This is a genomic window from Cellulomonas bogoriensis 69B4 = DSM 16987 (assembly GCF_000767165.1).
GTDB lineage: Bacteria > Actinomycetota > Actinomycetes > Actinomycetales > Cellulomonadaceae > Actinotalea > Actinotalea bogoriensis.
In genome coordinates this window covers 15,232-36,163 of the sequence record NZ_AXCZ01000010.1, presented here as the reverse complement: position 1 = coordinate 36,163, position 20,932 = coordinate 15,232, and the positions used below count along the sequence as shown (strand labels likewise).

The 20,932-nt window shown below is 72.4% G+C and carries 19 protein-coding genes and 4 tRNA genes; 10 read left to right on the top strand and 13 right to left on the bottom strand.

The genetic code is table 11. The features are described from left to right. A partial coding sequence (locus tag N869_RS02250; RefSeq protein WP_198025928.1) for a metallopeptidase domain-containing protein occupies positions 1-1,757 on the bottom strand: 1,757 nt, incomplete at its 3' end. Positions 1,758-1,899: 142 nt separating this feature from the next. On the opposite strand from N869_RS02250, the gene N869_RS02245 reads away from it, so the two are divergent. The 5 genes from N869_RS02245 (at position 1,900) to purM (ending at position 9,348) form a co-directional block, all read left to right on the top strand. Beyond that, on the top strand, positions 1,900-2,298 hold the full coding sequence (locus N869_RS02245; RefSeq protein ID WP_035057212.1) for a sterol carrier family protein: 399 nt from the start codon (positions 1,900-1,902) through the stop codon (positions 2,296-2,298). 147 nt (positions 2,299-2,445) lie between these two features. Next, complete coding sequence (locus N869_RS02240; protein ID WP_052104864.1) at positions 2,446-6,294, top strand: ExeM/NucH family extracellular endonuclease; 3,849 nt, start codon at positions 2,446-2,448, stop codon at positions 6,292-6,294. A gap of 32 nt (positions 6,295-6,326) precedes the next feature. Beyond that, on the top strand, positions 6,327-6,608 hold the full coding sequence (locus N869_RS02235; protein WP_035057210.1) for a hypothetical protein: 282 nt from the start codon (positions 6,327-6,329) through the stop codon (positions 6,606-6,608). A gap of 80 nt (positions 6,609-6,688) precedes the next feature. Then, positions 6,689-8,233 (top strand): amidophosphoribosyltransferase, encoded by a 1,545-nt coding sequence (purF, locus tag N869_RS02230; protein WP_035057225.1) that lies wholly within the window; start codon positions 6,689-6,691, stop codon positions 8,231-8,233. Then, complete coding sequence (gene purM, locus N869_RS02225; protein WP_035057208.1) at positions 8,230-9,348, top strand: phosphoribosylformylglycinamidine cyclo-ligase; 1,119 nt, start codon at positions 8,230-8,232, stop codon at positions 9,346-9,348. The genes purF and purM overlap by 4 nt, the downstream gene beginning before the upstream one ends. Before the next feature lie 142 nt (positions 9,349-9,490). Here purM and N869_RS02220 read toward each other — a convergent pair whose 3' ends face one another. Next, positions 9,491-9,688 (bottom strand): DUF3073 domain-containing protein, encoded by a 198-nt coding sequence (locus N869_RS02220; protein WP_035057206.1) that lies wholly within the window; start codon positions 9,686-9,688, stop codon positions 9,491-9,493. Between the two features lie 401 nt (positions 9,689-10,089). Here N869_RS02220 and N869_RS18375 point away from each other — a divergent pair, with 401 nt between their 5' ends. Further along, positions 10,090-10,311 (top strand): BldC family transcriptional regulator, encoded by a 222-nt coding sequence (locus N869_RS18375; protein WP_035057203.1) that lies wholly within the window; start codon positions 10,090-10,092, stop codon positions 10,309-10,311. A gap of 100 nt (positions 10,312-10,411) precedes the next feature. On the opposite strand, the gene N869_RS02210 is transcribed toward N869_RS18375, so the two are convergent. From N869_RS02210 to N869_RS02190, 5 genes are all read right to left on the bottom strand, one after another. Further along, positions 10,412-10,723 carry a DUF3618 domain-containing protein gene (locus N869_RS02210; protein ID WP_035057200.1) on the bottom strand — a complete coding sequence of 104 codons (312 nt, stop codon included), beginning with the start codon at positions 10,721-10,723 and terminating at the stop codon, positions 10,412-10,414. Then, positions 10,720-11,127 (bottom strand): phage holin family protein, encoded by a 408-nt coding sequence (locus N869_RS02205; RefSeq protein WP_035057197.1) that lies wholly within the window; start codon positions 11,125-11,127, stop codon positions 10,720-10,722. Before N869_RS02205 ends, N869_RS02210 begins: the two co-directional genes overlap by 4 nt. 140 nt (positions 11,128-11,267) lie before the next feature. Continuing rightward, positions 11,268-11,340, bottom strand: a tRNA-Phe gene (locus N869_RS02200). A 40-nt stretch (positions 11,341-11,380) separates the two neighbouring features. Next, positions 11,381-11,454, bottom strand: a tRNA-Asp gene (locus N869_RS02195). A 57-nt stretch (positions 11,455-11,511) separates the two neighbouring features. Beyond that, positions 11,512-11,584, bottom strand: a tRNA-Glu gene (locus tag N869_RS02190). Between the two features lie 133 nt (positions 11,585-11,717). On the opposite strand from N869_RS02190, the gene N869_RS02185 reads away from it, so the two are divergent. Continuing rightward, on the top strand, positions 11,718-12,062 hold the full coding sequence (locus N869_RS02185) for a metallopeptidase family protein (protein ID WP_052104866.1): 345 nt from the start codon (positions 11,718-11,720) through the stop codon (positions 12,060-12,062). Next, complete coding sequence (locus N869_RS02180) at positions 12,062-12,982, top strand: LLM class flavin-dependent oxidoreductase (RefSeq protein ID WP_035057223.1); 921 nt, start codon at positions 12,062-12,064, stop codon at positions 12,980-12,982. The genes N869_RS02185 and N869_RS02180 overlap by 1 nt, the downstream gene beginning before the upstream one ends. A 2-nt stretch (positions 12,983-12,984) precedes the next feature. Here N869_RS02180 and galE read toward each other — a convergent pair whose 3' ends face one another. Next, a complete protein-coding gene (galE, locus tag N869_RS02175) occupies positions 12,985-13,977 on the bottom strand; it encodes a UDP-glucose 4-epimerase GalE (protein WP_035057192.1) in 993 nt (330 codons plus the stop codon). 73 nt (positions 13,978-14,050) lie between these two features. On the opposite strand from galE, the gene N869_RS02170 reads away from it, so the two are divergent. Continuing rightward, the gene (locus tag N869_RS02170; protein ID WP_084136340.1) at positions 14,051-15,289 is read left to right on the top strand and encodes a mechanosensitive ion channel family protein; all 1,239 of its coding nucleotides are present in this window, start codon (positions 14,051-14,053) and stop codon (positions 15,287-15,289) included. A gap of 6 nt (positions 15,290-15,295) precedes the next feature. On the opposite strand, the gene N869_RS02165 is transcribed toward N869_RS02170, so the two are convergent. Next, complete coding sequence (locus N869_RS02165) at positions 15,296-16,069, bottom strand: SDR family NAD(P)-dependent oxidoreductase (protein WP_035057189.1); 774 nt, start codon at positions 16,067-16,069, stop codon at positions 15,296-15,298. 266 nt (positions 16,070-16,335) lie between these two features. On the opposite strand from N869_RS02165, the gene N869_RS02160 reads away from it, so the two are divergent. Then, the gene (locus tag N869_RS02160; protein ID WP_035057186.1) at positions 16,336-16,617 is read left to right on the top strand and encodes an iron-sulfur cluster assembly accessory protein; all 282 of its coding nucleotides are present in this window, start codon (positions 16,336-16,338) and stop codon (positions 16,615-16,617) included. Between the two features lie 117 nt (positions 16,618-16,734). Here the strand turns inward: N869_RS02160 and N869_RS02155 are convergent, their stop codons facing one another. The 4 genes from N869_RS02155 to N869_RS02135 all read right to left on the bottom strand — a co-directional run bounded on the left by N869_RS02155 (position 16,735) and on the right by N869_RS02135 (position 20,878). Then, a complete protein-coding gene (locus N869_RS02155; protein WP_035057184.1) occupies positions 16,735-17,778 on the bottom strand; it encodes a hemolysin family protein in 1,044 nt (347 codons plus the stop codon). Further along, positions 17,771-19,141, bottom strand: coding sequence for a hemolysin family protein (locus N869_RS02150; protein WP_035057182.1), 1,371 nt, complete (start codon positions 19,139-19,141; stop codon positions 17,771-17,773). Before N869_RS02150 ends, N869_RS02155 begins: the two co-directional genes overlap by 8 nt. Before the next feature lie 123 nt (positions 19,142-19,264). Further along, complete coding sequence (locus N869_RS16335; protein WP_198025927.1) at positions 19,265-20,638, bottom strand: EAL domain-containing protein; 1,374 nt, start codon at positions 20,636-20,638, stop codon at positions 19,265-19,267. Positions 20,639-20,802: 164 nt separating this feature from the next. Beyond that, a tRNA-Lys gene (locus N869_RS02135) sits at positions 20,803-20,878 on the bottom strand. Positions 20,879-20,932 lie beyond the last annotated feature (54 nt).

The following is a 20,932-nucleotide window of genomic DNA, read 5'->3' as shown; positions in this document are numbered from 1 at the left end:
TTCTTGATGTGGTAGGTCCGGCCCCGGCGCACCGCGAGGGTGGACCGCCCGTCCCCGTTCCAGTCGCCGACCAGGACGACGTCGTCGGCCCGCCCGTAGTGGATGACGTCGCGCGCGTCTCCCGGACCGAGCCCATCGTGCAGGTGGTAGGTGTTCCCCCGGCGGATCGCGAACGAGTCACCGGCTCGTCCGTACCAGGAGCCGACGAGCACGTGGTCGTCGCCACGGCCGTACCGGAAGGTCCTGTGGGCGACGCCGCTGCGCAGGTCGTTGCGCAGGTGGTACTCGTTGCCGGTCGTGCTGGGCATCACCAGGCGGATCCGCGCCCGGCTCGAGTTGACCGAGGTCACCGTCACCGTGACCTCGCCGTCCCTGGTCGTGAACGATCGTCCGGCGCCCATCACGAACCTCGCGGACGAGGTCCCGGGGTCCAGCAGGAACGTCTCCCGCCCGGCCCGCTGCACGTCGGTCCGTCGGACCACGACCCCGGGTCGGATCCGGGTCGGAGGTGAGCACAGCGCCAGGCCCGTGGGGCAACCCACCCGGTTGGTGGCGAGGTCGGAGTCGCGGCCGACCGCGGCCCGGTACTCGACGTAGTACGTGATCCCACCGCTGGTGAACGTGAGGAAGCGGACCCCCCGGAGCCCCCCCACCGGCGCGAGGTCCACGGTGCGGGAGGACGTGGCCCGCACGGAGTTGGTCGAGTCCAGCAGACCGAGGGCGTCGAGCTGTGCTCCGCTGAGCGGCCCGGGCCGGCTGGCGGTTCCCATCAGGTCGTACCCGTCGCCGTAGTCGCCGTTCCGGCAGCGGCTGGACGTCCCGTCCGAGGTGGCCCCCGAGCACGCGGTCCGGGAGTGGGAGTGACCCAGCATCAGGTTGTGCCCGAGCTCGTGGGCGATGATCGGCCACCGGGTCGAGGAGTTCGTGTCGCCGTTGACCCAGGCCGCGCCCCCGTTCGCGACGTGCGCGACACCCGCGAACCCGCACGCGGCGACCCGCGGGGTGTACACCAGCGCGTGCTCGCCGTGGCCGGCGGCGAACATGTGTCCTGCGTTGAGGCTCGCCCACTGCAGGAGCCCCACGATCTGGCTGTTGGTGCACGTCCGGGTCGAGCCCCAGCCGTGGTAGATCATGTTGTCGCGCTCGGTGCCGGTACGGAAGCGGATGCGTCCGCCCGTGGAGGCCGACCAGTAGGGGTCGACCTGGTTGACGAGGTCGCTGCGCAGGTGCTGGGCGCGGATCCCGTCGCTGCTCTGCCCCGGGAGCCGTGCCGTGTACAGGTGCACCGTCCTGGTGCCGGCCAGGGCCGAGCTCTCGGCGATCTCGACACGGTGGTCGTGGTCGTGGTCGTGGTCGTGGTCGTCGTCCTGGTGCTCGACCTTCTGCGCGGCGGCCCACTCGTCCGCGCCGCTCCCCTCGTCCAGGACCGTGACGTCCAGCACCTCGGTGGTGGTGGTCGGTGACGTCACGTCCTCATCCGGGTCGGCCCCCTTGACCTTGACCTCGGCCGTCGCGCCCGTCGGGACGTCCTGGACCGCCTCGTCCGGGACCCGCACGGGTTCGCCCTCGCCCTCGGGGGGGACGACGACGGTGAGGTCGACGTCCGGCCCGGTGTGCATCTCGATGGCGATCCGTTGGACCTCACCGGTGACGGTCAGCTCGTCCCCCACCTCAGCGGCGGCAGCGGGGGGGCCGGGGACCGTCCACGGCAGCACGAGGGCAGCAGGGAGCGTCAGTACGAGGGTACGGCGAAGCATGCGGGGGGCCTTTCGTCAGCACGCCCCGCGCGCTCAGGGGGATGGGGGACCCGCGGGTGCGATCCCCTTGCTCATCGACCGCCATCTCTGTCCGTTGAGTCCGGATTCACCCGTTCGGAGCACACCAGTTCTGATCATGTGGATGTGGTTGGCTGGTGCCGTGGCAGCGCGACGAACTGATCCCCATGCAGGTCAGGTGGCCCTTCGGGCGTGGTGCGAGGACCCGTCGGGGGTAGGGGTGCCGGCGGTGCGGACCGCAGTGCGATTCACCCTCGAAGAGCTCGCCGACGTGGCCCCGGGCAGCTCGGTGGAGGTGCGGGTCCCTCCGCACGGGGCGGTCCAGGCCGTGCCGGGCCCCCGCCACACCCGCGGCACGCCGCCCAACGTCGTCGAGACCGACCCCGGGACCTGGTTGGGTCTCGTGACGGGGACGGTGGCCTGGTCCGACGCCGTCCGCGACGGCCTGGTCCGGGCATCGGGTGCGCGTGCGGACCTGTCCGGGTTCCTGCCCCTGACGGTCGGTCGACGGGCGGCGAGGTGACCCCCCGGCCACGGGAGGTCAACGATCAGGTGACAACTGTCACGGACCCCCTGGCGCGTGTCGGGGCCGGGGTCTAGCGTGCTCCGTTGTCGACGCGTCCGCGTCGGCAGGCGTCACCACGCCGCACACCACCGCACTGGAGGACCTGTGACGTCCCACGTCCGGCGCACCACCCCGCGCCTGGCCGCGTTGTCGGCCCTGACCACCACCGCCCTGGGCCTGTCGGTCCTGGTGGTGCCACCGGCGCTCGGCGCCACGGGCCCCACGCCCGCCGCCGTGCAGGACGCCTCCGAGGCGACCCACACGATCGCCGAGGTCCAGGGCACGGGCGCCAGCACGCCGCTGGCGGGTTCCACCGTCGCCGTCGAGGGCGTCGTCACCGCCGACCACACCACCGGTGGGTTCCGCGGCCTGTACGTCCAGACCGTCGGCTCCGGTGGTCAGGACACGTCCACCCCGGGCGCCTCGGACGGGATCTTCGTCTTCCTGGGCAACCGCACCACCGACGCGACCATCGGCGACACCGTCCTGGTGCGCGGCGTGGCCGGCGAGTACTTCGGGCTGACCCAGATCAACGCCTCCGGCCAGGCCGCGTCGCTGACCGTCACCGGCCAGGCCGACCTGCCAGACCCGGTGCCGTTGACCGACGACGTCGTGGGGGACGAGCGGGAGCAGTACGAGAGCATGCTGGTCACCCCCCAGGGCGACTACCGGGTGGTGTCCAGCCACGAGGTCGACCGCTACGGGGCCCTGTGGCTCAGCGCCGGGGCCGAGATGCCGGTCAAGGGCACCGAGGCGACGCGCCCGGGCCCCGAGGCCGACGCGATCGCGACCCTGAACGCCGCCCGCCGCATCCTGCTGGACGACGGGCGCAGCACCCAGGTCACCGGGGCCACCCAGCCCTACCTGTCACCCGAGCGGCGCGTGCGCAACGGTGACGGCGTCGAGTTCGACGACCTCACCTACGTCCTGCACTACGGGTTCGACGAGTGGCGCCTGCAGCCCACCACCCCGATCAGTGACCAGAGCCCCGCGAGCGAGATCCCGACCTTCACGCCGCTCTCGCCCCGCCCGGACGGGCCCCCCGAGGTCGGTGGGGACCTGACCGTGGGCGCCTTCAACGTCCTGAACTACTTCACGACCCTGTCCCAGGACGACTCCCGGGCACGCGGTGCGCGCACCGCCGCCCAGCTCGAGCGTCAGCGCGCCAAGATCGTGGCCGCGATCACCGGCCTCGGCGCGGACGTCGTCGCCCTGCAGGAGGTCGAGAACTCCGTGCACTTCGGCTCCGGTGAGCCCGACGTCGCACTCCAGGACCTGGTGGGCGCGCTCAACGACGCGGAGGGCGGCGAGGTGTGGAGCCACGTGCCCACCCCGTCGGCACTCGTGGGCCCCGACGCCCCGGACACCGACGTGATCATGAACGCGATCATCTACCGGCAGGACGCCGTCGAGCCGGTCGGTGAGGCACGCACCCAGGTCGACGAGTCGGTGTGGGACATCGCCCGTGAGCCCATCGCGCAGACGTTCGTCACCGCGGACGGGCCGGGCTCTGAGTTCGCCGTGGTCACCAACCACTTCAAGTCCAAGGGCGGTGGCTCCGGCGCCCAGCCGGCCGACGGCCAGGGGTTCTTCAACGCCGAGCGCGTCGGGCAGGCCCGCGGCGTGCTGGCGCTCGTGGAGGACCTCGCCGCCGACGGTGTCGAGGACGTCGTGGTGATGGGCGACCTGAACGCCTACAGCCAGGAGGACCCGGTCGTGGCGTTCCTGGACGCGGGTCTGGTCGACCTGACGGCGGTGCACGCCCCGGGCAGCTACACCTACACGTTCGACGGTGAGCTCGGCTCCCTGGACCACGCCCTGGCCACCCCCGGGTTCGCCGAGCGGGTCACGGGCGCCGGGGTCTGGGACATCAACTCCGCCGAGTGGTACGGGTTCCAGTACAACGGGGCGGCCGCCGAGGCCGAGGCCGGCACGGTCTTCCGCTCCTCCGACCACGACCCGGTGCTGGTGGGCCTGCGGGACGAGCCCGCCGACGCGGGCGACACCGTCGAGATCGACATCCTCGGTATCAACGACCTGCACGGGCGCATCGAGGCCGCCCCGCCCGCCGCGGGCGTCGCCGTCCTCGCCGGGGCCGTGGACGCGTTCCGTGAGCAGAACCCCAACACCCTGTTCGCCTCGGCCGGTGACAACATCGGGGCCTCCACGTTCACGTCGTTCGTCCTGGGCGACAAGCCCACGCTGGACGCGCTGAACGCCATGGGCCTGGACGTCACCTCGGTCGGCAACCACGAGTTCGACCTGGGGCGCACCGACCTGGACGACCGTGTGATCCCCGCGTCGCAGTTCCCGCACCTGGGCGCCAACGTGTACGACCGGGCCACCGGTGAGCCCGCCTACGACGACCACTGGATCACCGAGGTCGACGGGGTCCGGGTGGGCTTCATCGGTGCGGTGACGGAGGACCTGCCGACGCTCGTGAGCCCGGCCGGCATCGAGTCCCTGGAGATCAGGTCGATCGTCGACGAGGTCAACCGGGTCGCGGCCGACCTCACCGACGGCGACGAGTCCAATGGTGAGGCCGACGTCCTGGTCCTCCTGGTCCACGAGGGCCCGGTGACCGGTGACGTCGCCGACGCGACCGACGACTCGGCGTTCGGGCAGATCGCCACCGGCGTGTCACCTGAGGTCGACGTGATCTTCGCCGGGCACACCCACCGCGTGCACGCCCACGAGCTGCCCGTCGACGGGTGGCCCGAGGGGCTGGGCCGCCCCGTGGTGCAGGCGGGCCAGTACGGGGAGCACCTGGCACGCGTGACGCTGACGGTCGACCGCACCACCGGTGACGTCGTCGAGAACGCGGCCGAGGTGCTGCCACTGGTGGTGGACGGCGAGCCCGCCTACCCCGCGGACGAGGAGGTCGCGGCGATCGTCGCCGAGGCCGTCGAGCTCGCCGACGAGGTCGGTGCGCAGCCCCTCGGTCAGGTGACTGCGGGCCTCGCCCGTGCCCAGCAGGCCAACGGCCAGGAGAACCGTGGCGGGGAGTCGACCCTGGGCAACCTGGTGGCCGACGTGCAGCGGTGGGCCACCCAGGACGCGGGCACCCAGATCGCGTTCATGAACCCCGGAGGCCTGCGCGCGGACCTGCCGTACACCACCGGCGGTGAGCACCCCGACGGGACGATCACCTACCGGCAGGCGGCGACCGTCCAGCCGTTCGCCAACACCCTGGTCACCATGGAACTGACCGGTGAGCAGGTGGTGGCCGTCCTGGAGGAGCAGTGGCAGCCGGAGGGTTCGAGCCGTCCGTTCCTCAAGCTCGGCGTCTCGGGGCTGACCTACACCTACGACCCGACCGCTGCGCGCGGTGAGCGGATCACGAGGGTGCTGGTCGACGGTGAGCCGCTGGACCTGCAGGCCGGCTACACGGTGGTCGCGAACTCGTTCCTGGCGGCCGGCGGCGACAACTTCGCCACCCTCGCCCAGGGCGCCGACGTCCGGGACTCCGGGCGGGTGGACCTGCAGGCCTTCGTGGACTACATGGACCAGATGTCCCCGGTGAGCCCGGACCTGGCCCAGCGGGCCGTCGGGGTGCACCTGCCGGACGTGCCGGCGGGCGGTGCCGCCCCGGGGGCCACCGTGACGGTCGAGCTGTCGTCGCTGCTGTTCAGCGCAGGCGAGCCGCAGGGCGAGGTGGTGGCGCTCCGGGTGGACGGAACGGAGGTCGCCACGTCCCCGATCGACCCCTCCGTCGTCGACGGGACCGACGAGGTCGGTCGGGCGACCCTCGCCTTCCCGGTGCCGCAGGGAGCCGCCGAGGGCGGGCTCGAGGTCGAGGCGTTCGTCGAGTCGACCGGCACCACGGCCACGTTCGTGGTCCCGGTCGCGCAGGCGGACGCACCCGACCCGGCCGACGACCCGTGGCTGGTCGCCGTGGTGAAGAAGGTCTTCGGCTGGTTGTGGCACCTGTTCATCGGGTGGTGGCGCCCCTGATCGGGGACAGCGGCCCCGGGTAAGGTCACCCTGTGGCCGACCAGACACCCCCCGCACCCGGTCCCGTCGACCCGCCTGAGGGCGAGGTCGTGCGGGGCCGGGTGCGGCGCGCTCCGCGCTACCGCGGGTTCGTGATCGCGGGAGTCGTCGTCGGGCTCGTGGTGGCGGTCCCCCTGGTGCTCCTGTGGCCCGCCGAGCGCACCGGGACGGGCATCGGGGCGGTCCTGGCACTGACGGCACTGACCCTGGCGGTGCTCGGTGCCCTGCTCGGGGCGGGCCTGGCGCTGGTCGCCGACCGGCGCAGCCGCCGCTGACCGGTCGCCGGCCCCTTCGGTCCCGGCCCAGAAGCCGGGCACGGTGCGAGGTCCGGCGTCAGGTGTGCAACCATGACGGTGTGGCCCGCGGTGACGGACGACTGACACATGACCTCTTGCCCGGTGAGAAGGGCCCCCAGGACGCATGCGGCGTCTTCGGGGTCTGGGCTCCTGGAGAGGAGGTGGCGAAGCTCACGTACTTCGGCCTCTACGCCTTGCAGCACCGGGGCCAGGAGTCGGCGGGCATCGCGACCTCCAACGGCGAGCAGCTGCTGGTCTACAAGGACATGGGACTGGTGTCCCAGGTGTTCGACGAGACCGCGCTCAACGCCCTGACCGGGCACATCGCGGTGGGGCACACCCGCTATTCCACGACCGGTGCCTCGACGTGGGAGAACGCCCAGCCGACCCTGGGGCCGACCGCGGGTGGGACCATCGCGTTGGCCCACAACGGCAACCTCACGAACTCGGCCGAGCTGGTCGACCTGGTCGCCGAGCGGTACGGCTCGCGGCGACGCGGGGAGTTGGCACGCGGGACCACCACCGACACGGCGCTGGTCACGGCGCTGCTGGCGGGCGACCCCGACCACACCCTCGAGGCCACCGCCTTGGAGGTGCTGCCTCGCCTCAAGGGTGCGTTCTGCCTGGTGTTCATGGACGAGAACACCCTCTACGCGGCGCGGGACCCGCACGGCGTCCGCCCGCTGGTGCTGGGCCGGCTGGAGCGCGGCTGGGTCGTGGCGAGCGAGACCGCGGCGCTGGACATCGTGGGTGCGTCGTTCGTGCGTGAGGTCGAGCCCGGTGAGCTCGTGGCCATCGACGCCGACGGGCTCCGCACCCGTCAGTTCGCCGAGAAGACCCCGACCGGGTGCGTGTTCGAGTACGTGTACCTGGCCCGCCCCGACACCTCGATCTCGGGTCGGTCGGTGCACGCCGCCAGGGTCGAGATGGGCCGCGCCCTGGCCCGGGAGCACCCGGTGGACGCCGACCTGGTGATCCCGGTCCCGGAGTCCGGGACGCCTGCGGCCATCGGGTACGCCGCCGAGTCGGGCATCCGGTACGCCCAGGGCCTGACGAAGAACGCCTACGTGGGCCGGACGTTCATCCAGCCGTCCCAGACGTTGCGCCAGCTCGGGATCCGGCTCAAGCTGAACCCGCTGCGCGAGGTCATCCAGGGCCAGCGCCTGGTCGTCGTCGACGACACGATCGTCCGCGGCAACACCCAGCGGGCTCTGGTGCGCATGCTGCGTGAGGCGGGTGCCGCCGAGATCCACATCCGCATCTCGGCCCCGCCGGTGATGTGGCCCTGCTTCTACGGCATCGACTTCGCCTCGCGCGCCGAGCTGATCGCCACCGGGTTGTCGCCTGAGGAGATCGGCCGGTCGATCGGCGCCGACTCCCTGGGCTACATCTCGCTGGAGGGCATGGTCCAGGCCACCGAGCAACCCTCGTCGCGGTTGTGCACGGCGTGCTTCACCGGCCGTTACCCGATCGAGCTGCCGGCCTCGGACCGCCTGGGCAAGCACCTGCTGGAGCAGAGCGAGCTCGCGCTGGGTGCACCTGAGGACGGGTTGTCGACCCTCCTGGGCTCGGCGGGCGCCTCCACGGCGCTGGAGCACCCGTGAGCGCCGCGAACCAGCCGGTGACGTACGCGTCGGCCGGTGTGGACACCGAGGCCGGTGACCGGGCCGTGGAGCTGATGAAGGACGCGGTCCGGGCGACCCACGGCCCCCAGGTCCTGGGTGGTGTCGGGGGCTTCGCCGGCCTGTACGACGCGTCTGCGCTGACCCGGTACCTGCGCCCGTTGCTGGCGAGCTCGACGGACGGCGTGGGCACCAAGGTCGCCATCGCCCAGGCGATGGACGTGCACGACACGATCGGGTTCGACCTGGTCGGCATGGTCGTGGACGACATCGTCGTGGTGGGTGCCGAGCCCCTGGTCATGACGGACTACATCGCGACCGGCTCGGTCGTGCCCGAGCGCGTCGCCGCGATCGTGCGGGGGATCGCCGCGGCGTGCGCCGAGACGGGTACGGCCCTGGTGGGCGGTGAGACCGCCGAGCACCCTGGTCTGCTGGGCCCTGACGAGTACGACGTGGCCGGTGCGGCGACCGGTGTGGTCGAGGCTGATGCGCTGCTCGGCCCGGAGCGGGTCAGGGCCGGCGACGTGGTGGTCGCGATGGCCTCGTCAGGGCTGCACTCCAACGGCTACTCCCTGGTGCGCCGGGTGGTGCAGCTGGCGGGCTGGTCCCTGGACCGTCACGTCGACGAGCTGGGCCGGGAGCTGGGCCTGGAGCTCCTGGAGCCCACCCGCCTGTACACGCGCCCGTGCCTGGACCTGGCGCGCGACCCCGCCGCCGAGGTCCGGGTCTTCAGCCACGTCACCGGTGGAGGTCTGGCGGCGAACCTGGCCCGCGTGATCCCCCGGGGCCTGGCCGCGGACGTCGACCGGTCGTGCTGGACGGTCCCGCCCGTGTTCGACATGGTGCGAGGCCTGGGGCAGGTGCCGTGGGCCGACCTCGAGCGCACCCTGAACCTGGGTGTCGGGATGGTGGCTGTGGTGGGTCCTGCGGGAGCGGACCCGGCGATCGCGTCGTTGCGCGCCGCAGGGATCGACGCGTGGGTCCTGGGCACGGTCGGCGAGGACCAGGGTGAGCCCGCCGGCACGGACGTGGTCCGGGGCGCCAAGGGTGTCGACGGCGGCACGGTGCACCTGCGCAACGGGTACCGCGCCGGCTGACGCAGTACCCGGGGAGCGACTGTGCACGTCGCCGCTGCGCGACGGGTCGCCAAGGATCGGCCCGGGTGCTGTCACCCAGATGGACGAACGAGACGTGTGCGCCTACCGGCCGGTCAGACCGGCGCGGCAGGCGCACACGACGTCAACGATCGTCCGGCGACCAGTCTCTGAGGTCGTCGTCGTGGTCCCCGGACCCGTGAGGGTTCTCGGTGACCAGGTCGCTTCGGCGCGCGCCTGAGGTGAGCTCCTGCTCAAGAGCCTTGTAGTTCGGCTCATAGCTGGAGTACTTCAGCGCTCGAGCGACCTTGGTCTGCTTAGCCTTCTGACGGCCGCGCCCCATGGCACCGACCCCCTCTAACGTAGAAGCGGGGCGGCACCGTGTGTCACGTTGCGGCCCCGGGGTGCTGGTTCTTCGTCGTTCGCTAACGGTACATGCTCCGGGGCCCTCCCTGCGACCTGCGGGGGTCGCGACGCTCGGGCCGGGCACCGTCGGTGGCCCTCCTCACGGCCTTCGGGGGGTGGTGCGGTGCAGGTGAGGAACCCGCAAAGCGGTGCCCGAACTGTCCGGCTCACCAGCCCGGGAAGGCGCTTACCGTAGTGGATTCCGCACCCGCGGGGTGGGGGACGTGGAGCATGCGGGTGCGGGCCCCGGGGGCCCGTGCGAGCATGAGTTTCATCCGGTCGGCGGGCCGTGGACGCCGTGGGGGTCCGGACCGAGCAGGCCGTAGGAGGAGGGATCACGTGTCAGGACGACCCACCGCCCCCCAGGCGCTCTTGACGCCCCGTGAGGTGGCTGCGATGTTCGACGTCGACCCGAAGACCGTCAGCCGGTGGGCGGACGCCGGCAGGCTCACGCCCGTCCGTACCCTCGGCGGGCACCGTCGCTACCGTGAGGGCGAGGTCCGGGAGATGCTGGACGTCCCGGCGCAGCGTTTGGTGCCGCGCCGGGAGGGAGGGTTCTGAGCGACGGCGCCCGGCCGCTCAGCACCCGGTACGACGAGGGCCCTACCACCATGACGGTGGTGGGGCCCTCGCGTTGCGTCCAGGAGCCGCTGCCGGCGGTCTAGAGGCGACGTACGACGGCGGTCAGGACCAGGGCCGTGAGGGCGGCGCCGACCCCCAGGACGACCCAGCCGCGGGTGGTGGGCGGGGACTCGGTCAGGCCGCGTGGTTCCCGTGCCAGCCGGCGTCGAAGGTCGGCCGCTGCGGCCCGGGTCTCATCCCCGACGGCCTTGGCCTGGACGCGGGGGTCCAGGCGGTTGGAGAGCTCGTCGACGGCGAGCTTGATCTCCTGGCGGGTGCGAGCGATGTCCGCCTCGATCTGGGCGGGGGAGCGGGTGTCCTGCTCGGCTGCGTCGGGGGTGGTGGGGCTCATCGCTGCAGTCCTTCCTTCACGGCCTCGACGTCGGAGCGGAGGCTGCTCTGGGCGCGCTCGGGGACGGGCGGGACACCCTTCTTGAGCGCTTTGACCCCGACCAGTGCCAGGATCCCGGTGATCGTCAGCAGCACCAGGGTCACGATCAGGGCTGCCAACCAGGGTGCCAGCACCTCGGCGAGGCCGAGGACGGCCGTGGCGATCAGGGTGGCGAGGGCGAAGAACCCGAGCAGCGCGGCCCCGGCGAGCAGGCCGGCACCGACCCCGGCGTGCTTGGCCTTCTGCGCCATCTCGGCCTTGGCGAGGCTGATCTCGTCGCGGATCAGCCGGGACAGCTTCTCCGTCAGGCTGCCCACGAGCTCTCCGATGCTCGGGCGGGTGTCGGGACGTCCCGTGCTGCTCACCTCACCACATCCTTCTCTTCGGCCGGGGGTGGCCCGGGGGTCGGCTTGGTTCCGAGCCAAGCCAACCGGGCTCACGCCGGTTCGGCAATCGGAGAGGATGTGTGCAGGCCAGGGCGAGGGCCTGCGGCGTTCAACGTGGGTGGCCAGACGCGGGTTCGAACCGCGGACCTTTCGATTTTCAGTCGAACGCTCTACCAACTGAGCTATCTGGCCGAGACGTCGGTTCCCGGTCGTGAGACCGGGCTGCGACGAGCGACCCCGACGGGACTTGAACCCGCGACCTCCGCCGTGACAGGGCGGCGCGCTAACCAACTGCGCTACGGGGCCTTGTGTGGAACAAGGTCCTGCTGAACTGCGGTGTAACTCATATCACTGCACGTGCCGTACCCCCAACGGGATTCGAACCCGTGCTACCGCCGTGAAAGGGCGGGGTCCTAGGCCGCTAGACGATGGGGGCAAGTCATCTGACGCCCTGACGTCGAAGCGTCGCAAGACCTCGTGAAGCATACGGGGTCCGGCCCGGATCTCCAAAGTCGGCCCGGGCGGACCGCTCGTGGCCGGACTCGGGGGATGATGGGCAGGTGGTGGAGATGAGCCGTGAGGAGTTCGAGGACGCCGTCCGTGACGCGCTGGACACCGTCCCGCCCGAGCTCGCCGCTCAGATGGACAACGTCGTCGTGCTGGTCGAGGACGACGCGCCCGAGGACGAGCCCGAGCTCCTGGGCGTCTACGAGGGGGTGGCCCTGACCGAGCGCGACCACTGGTGGTCGGCCGGGTCGCTGCCGGACCGCATCACGATCTTCCGTCACCCGACCCTGGCGATCTGCGACACGGTGGACGAGGTCGTCGAGGAGGTCGCGGTGACCGTCGTCCACGAGATCGCCCACCACTTCGGCATCGACGACGAGCGCCTGCACGAGCTGGGGTGGGCCTGATGCGTCTGGGGATCGTGCTGCTGCCCCAGGTCCGATGGGCCCAGGACCGTGACCGCTGGCGGCGGGCCGAGGACTACGGGTTCGACCACGCCTGGACGTACGACCACCTGGCCTGGCGCACCCTGGTGGACGAGCCGTGGCTGGCGACCGTGCCGCTGCTCGCCGCCGCCGCGACCGCGACCGAGCGGATCGGCCTCGGGACCTGGGTGGCGGGGCCCAACTACCGTCACCCGGTGCCGTTCGCCAAGGACGTCATGGGCCTGGACGACGTCTCCGGTGGTCGGTTCCTGCTGGGGCTCGGCGCCGGGGGCACCGGCGTGGACGCCCACGTCCTGGGTCCGGCCGCGGTCCCGACGGACCGGGCGGCACGCTTCGAGGAGTTCGTGGACCTGCTGGATCGGCTGCTGCGTGAGCCGGTGACGACGTTCCACGGGCAGTGGTACGAGGCGCACGAGGCCCGCATGCTGCCCGGCTGCGTGCAGCGCCCGCGGGTGCCGTTCGTGGTCGCCGCCAACGGTCCCCGTGCCCTGCGGGTCGCGGCACGGTGGGGTCAGGCCTGGGGCACGTACGGGCCGGTGGTCCAGGACGACGGCTCGCCGCAGGACGCCCAGGAGCGGTGGTGGGACGGCTTGGCGGCCCTGGTCGACCGTTTCGACGGGGTGGCCCGTGAGGCCGGCCGGGACCCGGCCGGCATCGACCGGTACCTGAGCCTGGACGGGGCTCCCCGCTACTCCCTGGGCTCGGTGGAGCTGCTGGCCGAAGGGGTGGAGCGGGCCGCGGCGCTGGGGTTCACCGACGTGGTGGTCCACTGGCCGCGCGACGAGGGGGTCTACGCCGGTTCGCAGGACGTGCTCGAGCAGGTCGCGGGGCGCATGGAGGCCCTGCGTGGGGTGCGCGCGACGAGATTCCCCGCCACCTGACGTCAGGGTGTGGCGGCCTCGGCGGCCTGACGGGCCCGCCAGGCCGACTCGACCATCTGCTCCAGGGTGTGGCGCATCTGCCAGTCGAGGTCGCGCGCGGCGAGCTCACCGGAGGCGACGATGCGCGCGGGGTCCCCGGGGCGGCGCGGGGCCTCCTGCGGGGTGAAGGGGGTGCCCGTCACGCTGGCCACGGCCGACATGATCTGCCGGACGGACACCCCGTCCCCGGAGCCCAGGTTGTACACGGGGGCGAGGTCGTGCCCGCCCTCCAGGGCCCGGGCGGCGGCCACGTGCGAGGTCGCGAGGTCGGCGACGTGCACGTAGTCACGCACGCAGGTGCCGTCGGGGGTGGGGTAGTCGGTGCCGAAGACCGTGGGGGTGCGGCCCTGGACCAGGGCGTCCAGCACCAGGGGGAACAGGTTGTGGGGGCTGGTGTCGTACAGGTGGTCGTGGCCGGAGCCCACCACGTTGAAGTACCGGAGCGAGGTGTGCCGCAACGGGGTGCTGGTTCCCTCCAGCGCCCGGGCCTGGTCGCGCAGCAGCCACTCGCCCACCAGCTTGCTCTCCCCGTAGGGCGACTCGGGCAGGGTGGGGGTGGTCTCGGTGACCAGGTCCACCGTCGGCGTCCCGTAGACCGCCGCTGAGGACGAGAACACGATGTCGGTGGTGCCTGCGTCGGCCATCGCCTGCAGCAGCGCGACGGTCCCGGTGACGTTCTGGGTATAGGTGTGCAGGGGGCGGGTGACGCTGACGCCCGCGTACTTGAACCCCGCCAGGTGCACCACGCCCTGGACCCGGTGCTCGTCCAGGGCAGCGGCCACGGCCTCCCGGTCCTGGACGTCCGTGCGGACGAAGGGGACGTCCGCCGGCACGAACGCCTCGTGCCCGCTGGACAGGTCGTCGACGACGACCACCCCGATGCCCTGGGCGCGGAACGCCTCGACGACGTGCGACCCGATGTACCCGGCTCCGCCGGTCACCATCCACGTGCTCATCGCGCCAGCATAGGTCTGCACGGTCCGGCGCCGGTGGTGCACACGGGGTGAGACGCTGCCTACCCTGACGGGCATGCCCCCCGTTGTCCGGCTCGTCCCGTCCACCGCTCCCGAGACGCCCGCCGAGGTCGCTGTCGACGAGGTCACCTCGGCGCTCACGGTCGCGATCGCGATCAGTGCCGCGGTCGTGGCCGGGCTGCTGCTCGCCGCGGTGATCTCTGCCGTGGTGCGGGCCGTGCTCCGTCGACGCGGGCTGGCCCAGGACCTGGCCCGACGGGCCCGGCAGCCGCTGCGGGTGGTCCTGGCGCTGGTGCTGACCGGACCGGCACTGCGGATAGCCAGCGAGGGCGACGAGCGCGTCTGGCTGCCTGCCACCGAGCACCTGGTGCTGATCGCGCTGATCGTCGCGGTCGCGTGGCTGGTGGGCTCGTTGGTGCAGGTGGCCGAGAGTGCCGTGCTGCTGCGGTACCGGCTGGACGTGCCGGACAACCGCCACGCCCGCCGGGTGCGCACCCAGATCATGGTGGTCCGGCGCCTGACCCTGGCGCTGCTGGCGGTCTGCGCCCTCGCGGCGGTCCTGCTCACGTTCGAGCAGGCACGGGCGGCCGGTGCGGCGGTGCTGGCCTCGGCCGGTCTGCTGTCGGTCGTGGCGGGTCTCGCGGCGCAGAGCACGTTGTCGCACGTGTTCGCGGGCCTGCAGCTGGCGTTCACCGACGCGATCCGGGTCGACGACGTGGTGGTCGTGGACGGGGAGTGGGGCCGCATCGAGGAGATCACGCTCACGTACGTGGTCGTGCACGCCTGGGACGACCGGCGGATCATCCTGCCGTCGACGTGGTTCACCTCGACCCCGTTCCAGAACTGGACCCGCAGCGCGGCGGACCTGCTCGGCACCGTCGAGATCGACCTGGACTGGACGGTGCCGGTGGAGCAGATGCGGGCCGAGCTGACCAGGCTCCTGGAGTCGACCGACCTGTGGGACCGGCGCGCGGGGGTGCTGCAGGTCACCGAGGCGACCGGCGGCCTGGTCCGGGTGCGGGCACTGGCCTCGGCGGCCGACGCCCCCACCCTGTTCGACCTGCGGTGCTACGTGCGCGAGGGCCTGATCCGGTGGTTGCAGCGCGAGCACCCGGAGGCCCTGCCCCGCAGCCGGTGGGAGCGGATCTCGCGGCCGGTCGTCACCGAGGACGACGACGAGTCGGGTGAGGAGCGCTCGCGGTTGTTCGCCGGCAGCACCGAGGCCGTCGAGCGGTCACGCGCGTTCTCCGGGCCGGACGAGGACCGCGAGGCCTCGAGCCCCGAGACCCGGTAGCCGGTCTCAGGTGGGCAACCGGATCCCGGTGAGCTGCGCGAGGCGGTCCAGCAGGACGTCCTGGACGGTCACGTCCGTCGCCTGGGGGTTGGGGGTCAGGTGCTCGAACCGCTTCAGGTACGCACCGGTCACCCGTGCGGCGGGCTCGTCGGCGGTCGCGAGCCACACCTGCGTCGCGGCGCCGTCCTCGACGGGGTCGGGGGCGTCGGGGCCGCCGAGCCGGGTCTTGATCCACCCCGGGTCGACGGCGGTGCTGAGGGTCTCGGGCCACAGGCGGGCCACGGCCAGGGCGAGCGCGACGTCGGCCAGCTTGGAGTCCGAGTAGGCCTGCATCCCGTCCCAGGGGCGGTCGGCGTGCTGCAGGTCCTGCAGGTGCAGGTGGCCGCGGTCCTGCAGGCCCGAGGTCAGGTAGACCACGCGTGCGGGTCGTGGCAGGGCGGCGGTCAGCAGGTACGGGGCCACGACGTTGACCTGGAAGATGCGCTCCAACCCGTCCCCGGTCTGCACGCGCTCGGGCGCCCCGCCGCCCACGCCTGCGTTGTGGATCACGACGTCGGGCGGCCCGACGGTGCGGGCCTGCTCCGCCAGGTGGCGGGTCTGGTCCAGCGACGTCAGGTCACCCACCACGACGTCGTGGACCCCGGGGAGGGCCTCACGGGCGAGCTCGGCTCGCTCCTCGTCCCGGGCGTGCGCCACCACGGTGTGGCCTCGTTCGAGGATCTGACGGGCGGTCTCCAGGCCGATGCCGGCGGACGAGCCGGTGACGAGGACGAGGGACACGGGACCTCCGGTGGTCGGCGAACAGGTGTGGACGCGCTCCCATCCTGCCGGAGGTCGAGACGTGTGCTCTGTGGTGCAGGTCACGGCGCGGGCGCCATCTGGACCGCGCTGTCCGCTGGGTGGGATTTCGGGGGGTGTGCGGTTGCGGGCCGCCGGGGACGTTGTGACGGTTGTAGGGCCCGTGACGCCCGGGCAGCACCCGGACCACGGGTGCCGGACCGCACCGCGGTCGCCCGGCGTCGATCCCGGCAATCGAAGGAGCCTCGATGCTCACCCTGACCGACAACGCCCGCGCCGCCGTGCAAGACATCTCCACCCGTGCCGGCCTGCCCCAGGAGGGTGGCCTGCGCATCGCCCAGTCCGAGGAGCAGGTGGGCAGCTTCGAGCTGTCCCTGGTCCCGGCCGCACCCGAGGGCGACACCGTGATCGAGGAGGAGGGTGCGCGCGTGTTCGTCGAGCCCACGACCTCCGACGTCCTGGCCGACCAGCAGCTCGACGCCGCACCGGCCGGTGACGGCACCGGGTTCCTCCTGGCCCCGCAGGGCTGAGGACCACACCATCACGGCCGCCCCAGGGGTGGTCGACGACGAGGGCCGCCCCCTGCGGGGCGGCCCTCGCGCTGTACGGGCAGGGTGTGGGGCGCGGCAGCCGGGGGTGCGGGCCGGTCAGGCCCGCGGGCGCTGCGCGGCGTCCACGACCTCACCCACGAGCCTCTCGACGACGTCCTCGAGCATCGCGACCCCCGCGCCGGTGCCACCGTCGGTGACCAGCGCCACGTGCGTGCCCCGGGCCTGCATGGCGGCGAGCGTCGCGTCGAGCGTGGCGTCGGCGGGGATCCGCACCAGGGGGCGGATCCACCGGCGGGGGATCGGCTGGTCGGCGGTGTGGTCCGGGAGCCGCAGCAGGTCCTTGAGGTGGACGTACCCGTCGAGCTGGCCGTCGGCGTCCTCGATGGGGAACCGGGAGAACCCGGTGCGCACGCACTCGGCCTCGGCCAGGGCGGGTGTCGCGCCGGACGGCAGCACCACGAGCTCTGAGCGGGGTACCGCCAGGGCGCCGACCCGCTCGGTGCTGATGCTCAGGGCACCGGCGAACAGGTCGTGCTCGGCCTCCTCGAGCAGGCCCTGGGCGCGGGACTCCCCGATCAGCCCGGCGACCTCGTCCGCGGTGAACGCGGACGTGACCTCCTCCCGCGGGGTGACCTTGAGGACGCGCAGCACCGCGTTGGCCAGGGCGTTGAGCAGCACGATGAGGGGCTTGAGGGCCAGCACCACCACGAACATGGGCGGGCCGAGCAGCAGGGCCGACCGCTCCGGCCCGGCGATGGCGATGTTCTTGGGCACCATCTCGCCGAGCACCATGTGCAGGAACACCACGATCGTCAGGGCGATCGTGAACGCCACCACGTGCAGGGCCGGTCCGGTGACGCCCATGGCCTCGAGCGGAATCTCGAGCAGGTGCGCGACCGCCGGCTCGGCGATGGCCCCAAGTCCCAGGGAGCACATGGTGATGCCGAGCTGGGCGCCGGCCATCATCAGCGAGACGCGTTCCATGGCCCGTAGCGTCATGCGCGCGGCCTTCGAGCCCTCGGCGGCCCGGGGCTCGATCTGGGTGCGTCGGGCCGAGACGAGCGCGAACTCGGCGCCGACGAAGAACGCGTTGCCCATCAGGAGCGCCACCCCGATGAGGATCGCGGGGACGTCAGCCATCGTCCTCGTCCTCCTCCTCCAGGGGCTCCACCGACATCAGGATCCGGTCGACCCGGTGCCCGTCCAGGCGGGTGACCCGCAACGTGACCCGGGCGGGGGTGGGGAGCCCGACCTCGTCCAGGACGCGGGCGTCGCGGCCCTCCAGGACGACCTCGTCGTCCACCTCGGGGAACCGTTCCATGTGCTCGGTGACGAGCCCGCCGAGGGTGTCTGACTCCTCGCCCTCCGGGACGTCCACCCCGGTGATCTCCCCGGCCTCGTCGGGGCGCAGCAGGCCGGACAACGACCAGGAGTCGGAGCCGAGCTGGCGGTGCCGGCCGATGGGCCGGTCCTGCTCGTCCTCGATCTCGCCGACGATCTCCTCCACGAGGTCCTCCAGGGTGATGACCCCGTCGGTGCCGCCGTACTCGTCGACCACCACCGCCATCTGCAGGCCGTCGCGCAGCGCACCGAGGACGGCGTCCAGGGGCATCGCCGACGGGACGGCCGCCACCGGGCGGATCACGTCGGCGACGGTGCGTCCCGCACGTTCGGCGAGGGGCACGGCCAGCGCGTGCTTGAAGTGCACCACCCCGACGACGTCGTCGACGTCCTCGCCGAGGACGGGGAACCGGGAGTGCCCCGTGCGGGCGGTCAGGGTGAGGACGTCGGCCAGGGGGTCCGTGGCGTCCATGAACTCCACCCGCGGGCGGGGGGTCATGGCGTCGGCGGCGGTCCGTTCGGTGAGCTCGGCGGTGTGGGTGACGCGTCGGGCGGCGTCGGCGTCGAGCAGGCCCTCCAGCGCCGAGCGGGTGGCCAGGGCCCCCAGCTCCTGGGCGGACCGTGCCGAGGCGAGCTCTTCCTGGGGTTCGATGCCGAGCCGGCGGACGACCCGGTTGGCGCTGCCGTTCAGGAACCAGATCAGGGGGCTCATCACCCACGTGAACGCGCGCTGGGGTCCGGCGATGGCCCGGCCCACCCGGACGGGTTCGGCGATGGCCCAGTTCTTGGGGACCAGCTCACCGAAGACCATCTGGGTGCCGGTCGCCAGCAGGAACGCCAGGCCCAGGGCGACCGCGGCGCTGGTGCCCTCGGGCAGGCCGGTGGCCTCGATGGGGCCTCGCAGGATGGTGGCGATCGACGGTTCGGCGATGAACCCGACGATGAGGCTGGTGACGGTGATCCCCAGCTGGGCGCTGGACAGCTGCGTGGACAGGGTCTTCAGGGCCTTGCCGACGGAGGTCGCCCGCTTGTCGCCCTCGTCGGCCATGCGCGTGATGGTGGGGCGGTCGACCGTGACGAGCGCGAACTCGGCGGCCACGAACAGCGCGTTCGCGGCGATCAGCACGAGCACCAGGATCAGGAGCAGCCACTCGGGGCTCACCGTGCCGTCACCGGCAGGGTCCGTCCGAGTGGCTCGGGTGGTGAGCCGGGTAGGTCCATGGCAGACAACGATAAGGGAACGTGCGCAGACGTCCAGCGGCTCCCGTGGCAGGTGCGGGCGGGGTCAGCGCGATTGCCTCATCTGCGCGATCACGCTGCTCGCGGCAGAGACGGGCAGGTTGCCGGGGCGGCCGATCAGGTACCCCTGGGCGGCGTGCGCACCCATGGCGGCCCAGGCTGCGAGGTCCTGGTCGGTCTCGATGCCCTCGACCACCAGGACGGCGCCGGTGTGCTCGCTGAACTCCACCAGGGAGGTGGCCAGCGCCTTGCGCAACGGGGAGTCCTCGACGTCCTGGGTCAAGGACATGTCGAGCTTGATGACGTCGGGGGCGAGCTGGACGATGTGCTTGAGGCTGGAGAACCCCGCGCCCACGTCGTCGACCGCGACCCGCACCCCGGCCCGGCGCAACGGTTCCATCCGTTCGCTGAGCAGCCGGTAGTCCTCGATGGCGGCGTGCTCGGTGATCTCCAGGGTGAGGGTGCGGCCGGAGCACGAGGTCGCCAGGGCCAGCAGCCGCGGGTCGGCCAGGGTGGCGGGTGAGACGTTGACGGAGACCGCCAGGCCATGGACCTCGGGGTGGGCCAGCGCCGCCTCGATGGCGGCGATCTCCAGGTCGGTGCCGAGCCCGACGTCCTCCGCTGCGGCGAACCACTGGTCCGGGCTGCGGTAGGGCTCGACGTCGAACCTGGTCAGCGCCTCCACCCCGACGAGCTCGCCGGTGCGCAGGCTGTAGATGGGCTGGAAGACGGGGTGGAAGCGGCGTGCGTCGAGCACCTCGCGGACCTGCTCGGCGAGGGCGGGGTCCTTCGCGCTGGGGAGCAGCCGCGCCCGGGTCAGGGCCTCACGCAGGTCCTCCTGCAGGCGGCGCGTGTACACGCGGTCCCGTGCCCGCAGGGCGATCGCCGAGATCGACCCGATGAGCAGGAACATCACGCCCCGAACGACCCAGCTCATGGTGTCCTGCGGTGCCCCGGTGGAGGTGTCCAGCGGCATCAGCGGGCCGACCAGGACCGTCGAGACGGTGCCGGTGACGAGCACGCCGCGCAGGCCGAACGGCAGGGCCGCGGCGAGGATCGGCACGTAGAACAGGTGGGGGAGGGCGCGTTGGGACCCACCGGAGGCGTAGACCGCCAACCAGCCGACCGCCAGCATCCCGGCGATGGTCGCTGCGGACATCCACGGGTGCGACGAGGACGTCTGGTAGAGGAACCGCTCCAGGGGTGTCTCGACCGGTTCGGGGCGCTCGGTGGGGGGTGTGGCGGGCTCGGTCTCGGCGTCCGGGTCGCGTCCGTGGGCGGCGTCATCGCCTTGTGCGGTGGGTGCGACACCCTCGGCGGGGGCGTGAGGTGAGGGGACGTGCCCGTGCGCGGGGTCGGCGGTGCGACGGCGCCCATCACGAGCTCCGGCCCTGGCCTCGGCCGCGTCTGACGCACCCATGCCCACCACCCCTTGTCCCCCGCGGTGGATGCGTGTCCACACCCGCCTGCAGTGATTCTCGGCATGTCTGGACGCAACCATGAGAGATGACTTGACGTGGAGGGACTCCCGTGGGGGGCCAGAGCCTCAGGCTGATCGTGCCACCGCTCCACAGGACACGCACGTGGTGGGCCCCGTGGGGATCGAACCCACAACCCGCGGATTAAAAGTCCGCTGCTCTGCCAGTTGAGCTAGAGGCCCGGTCGGGTCTGCCGTCCCGTCCGTCGTCGGGCGGGGGCGGCGCCCTGCTGTCAC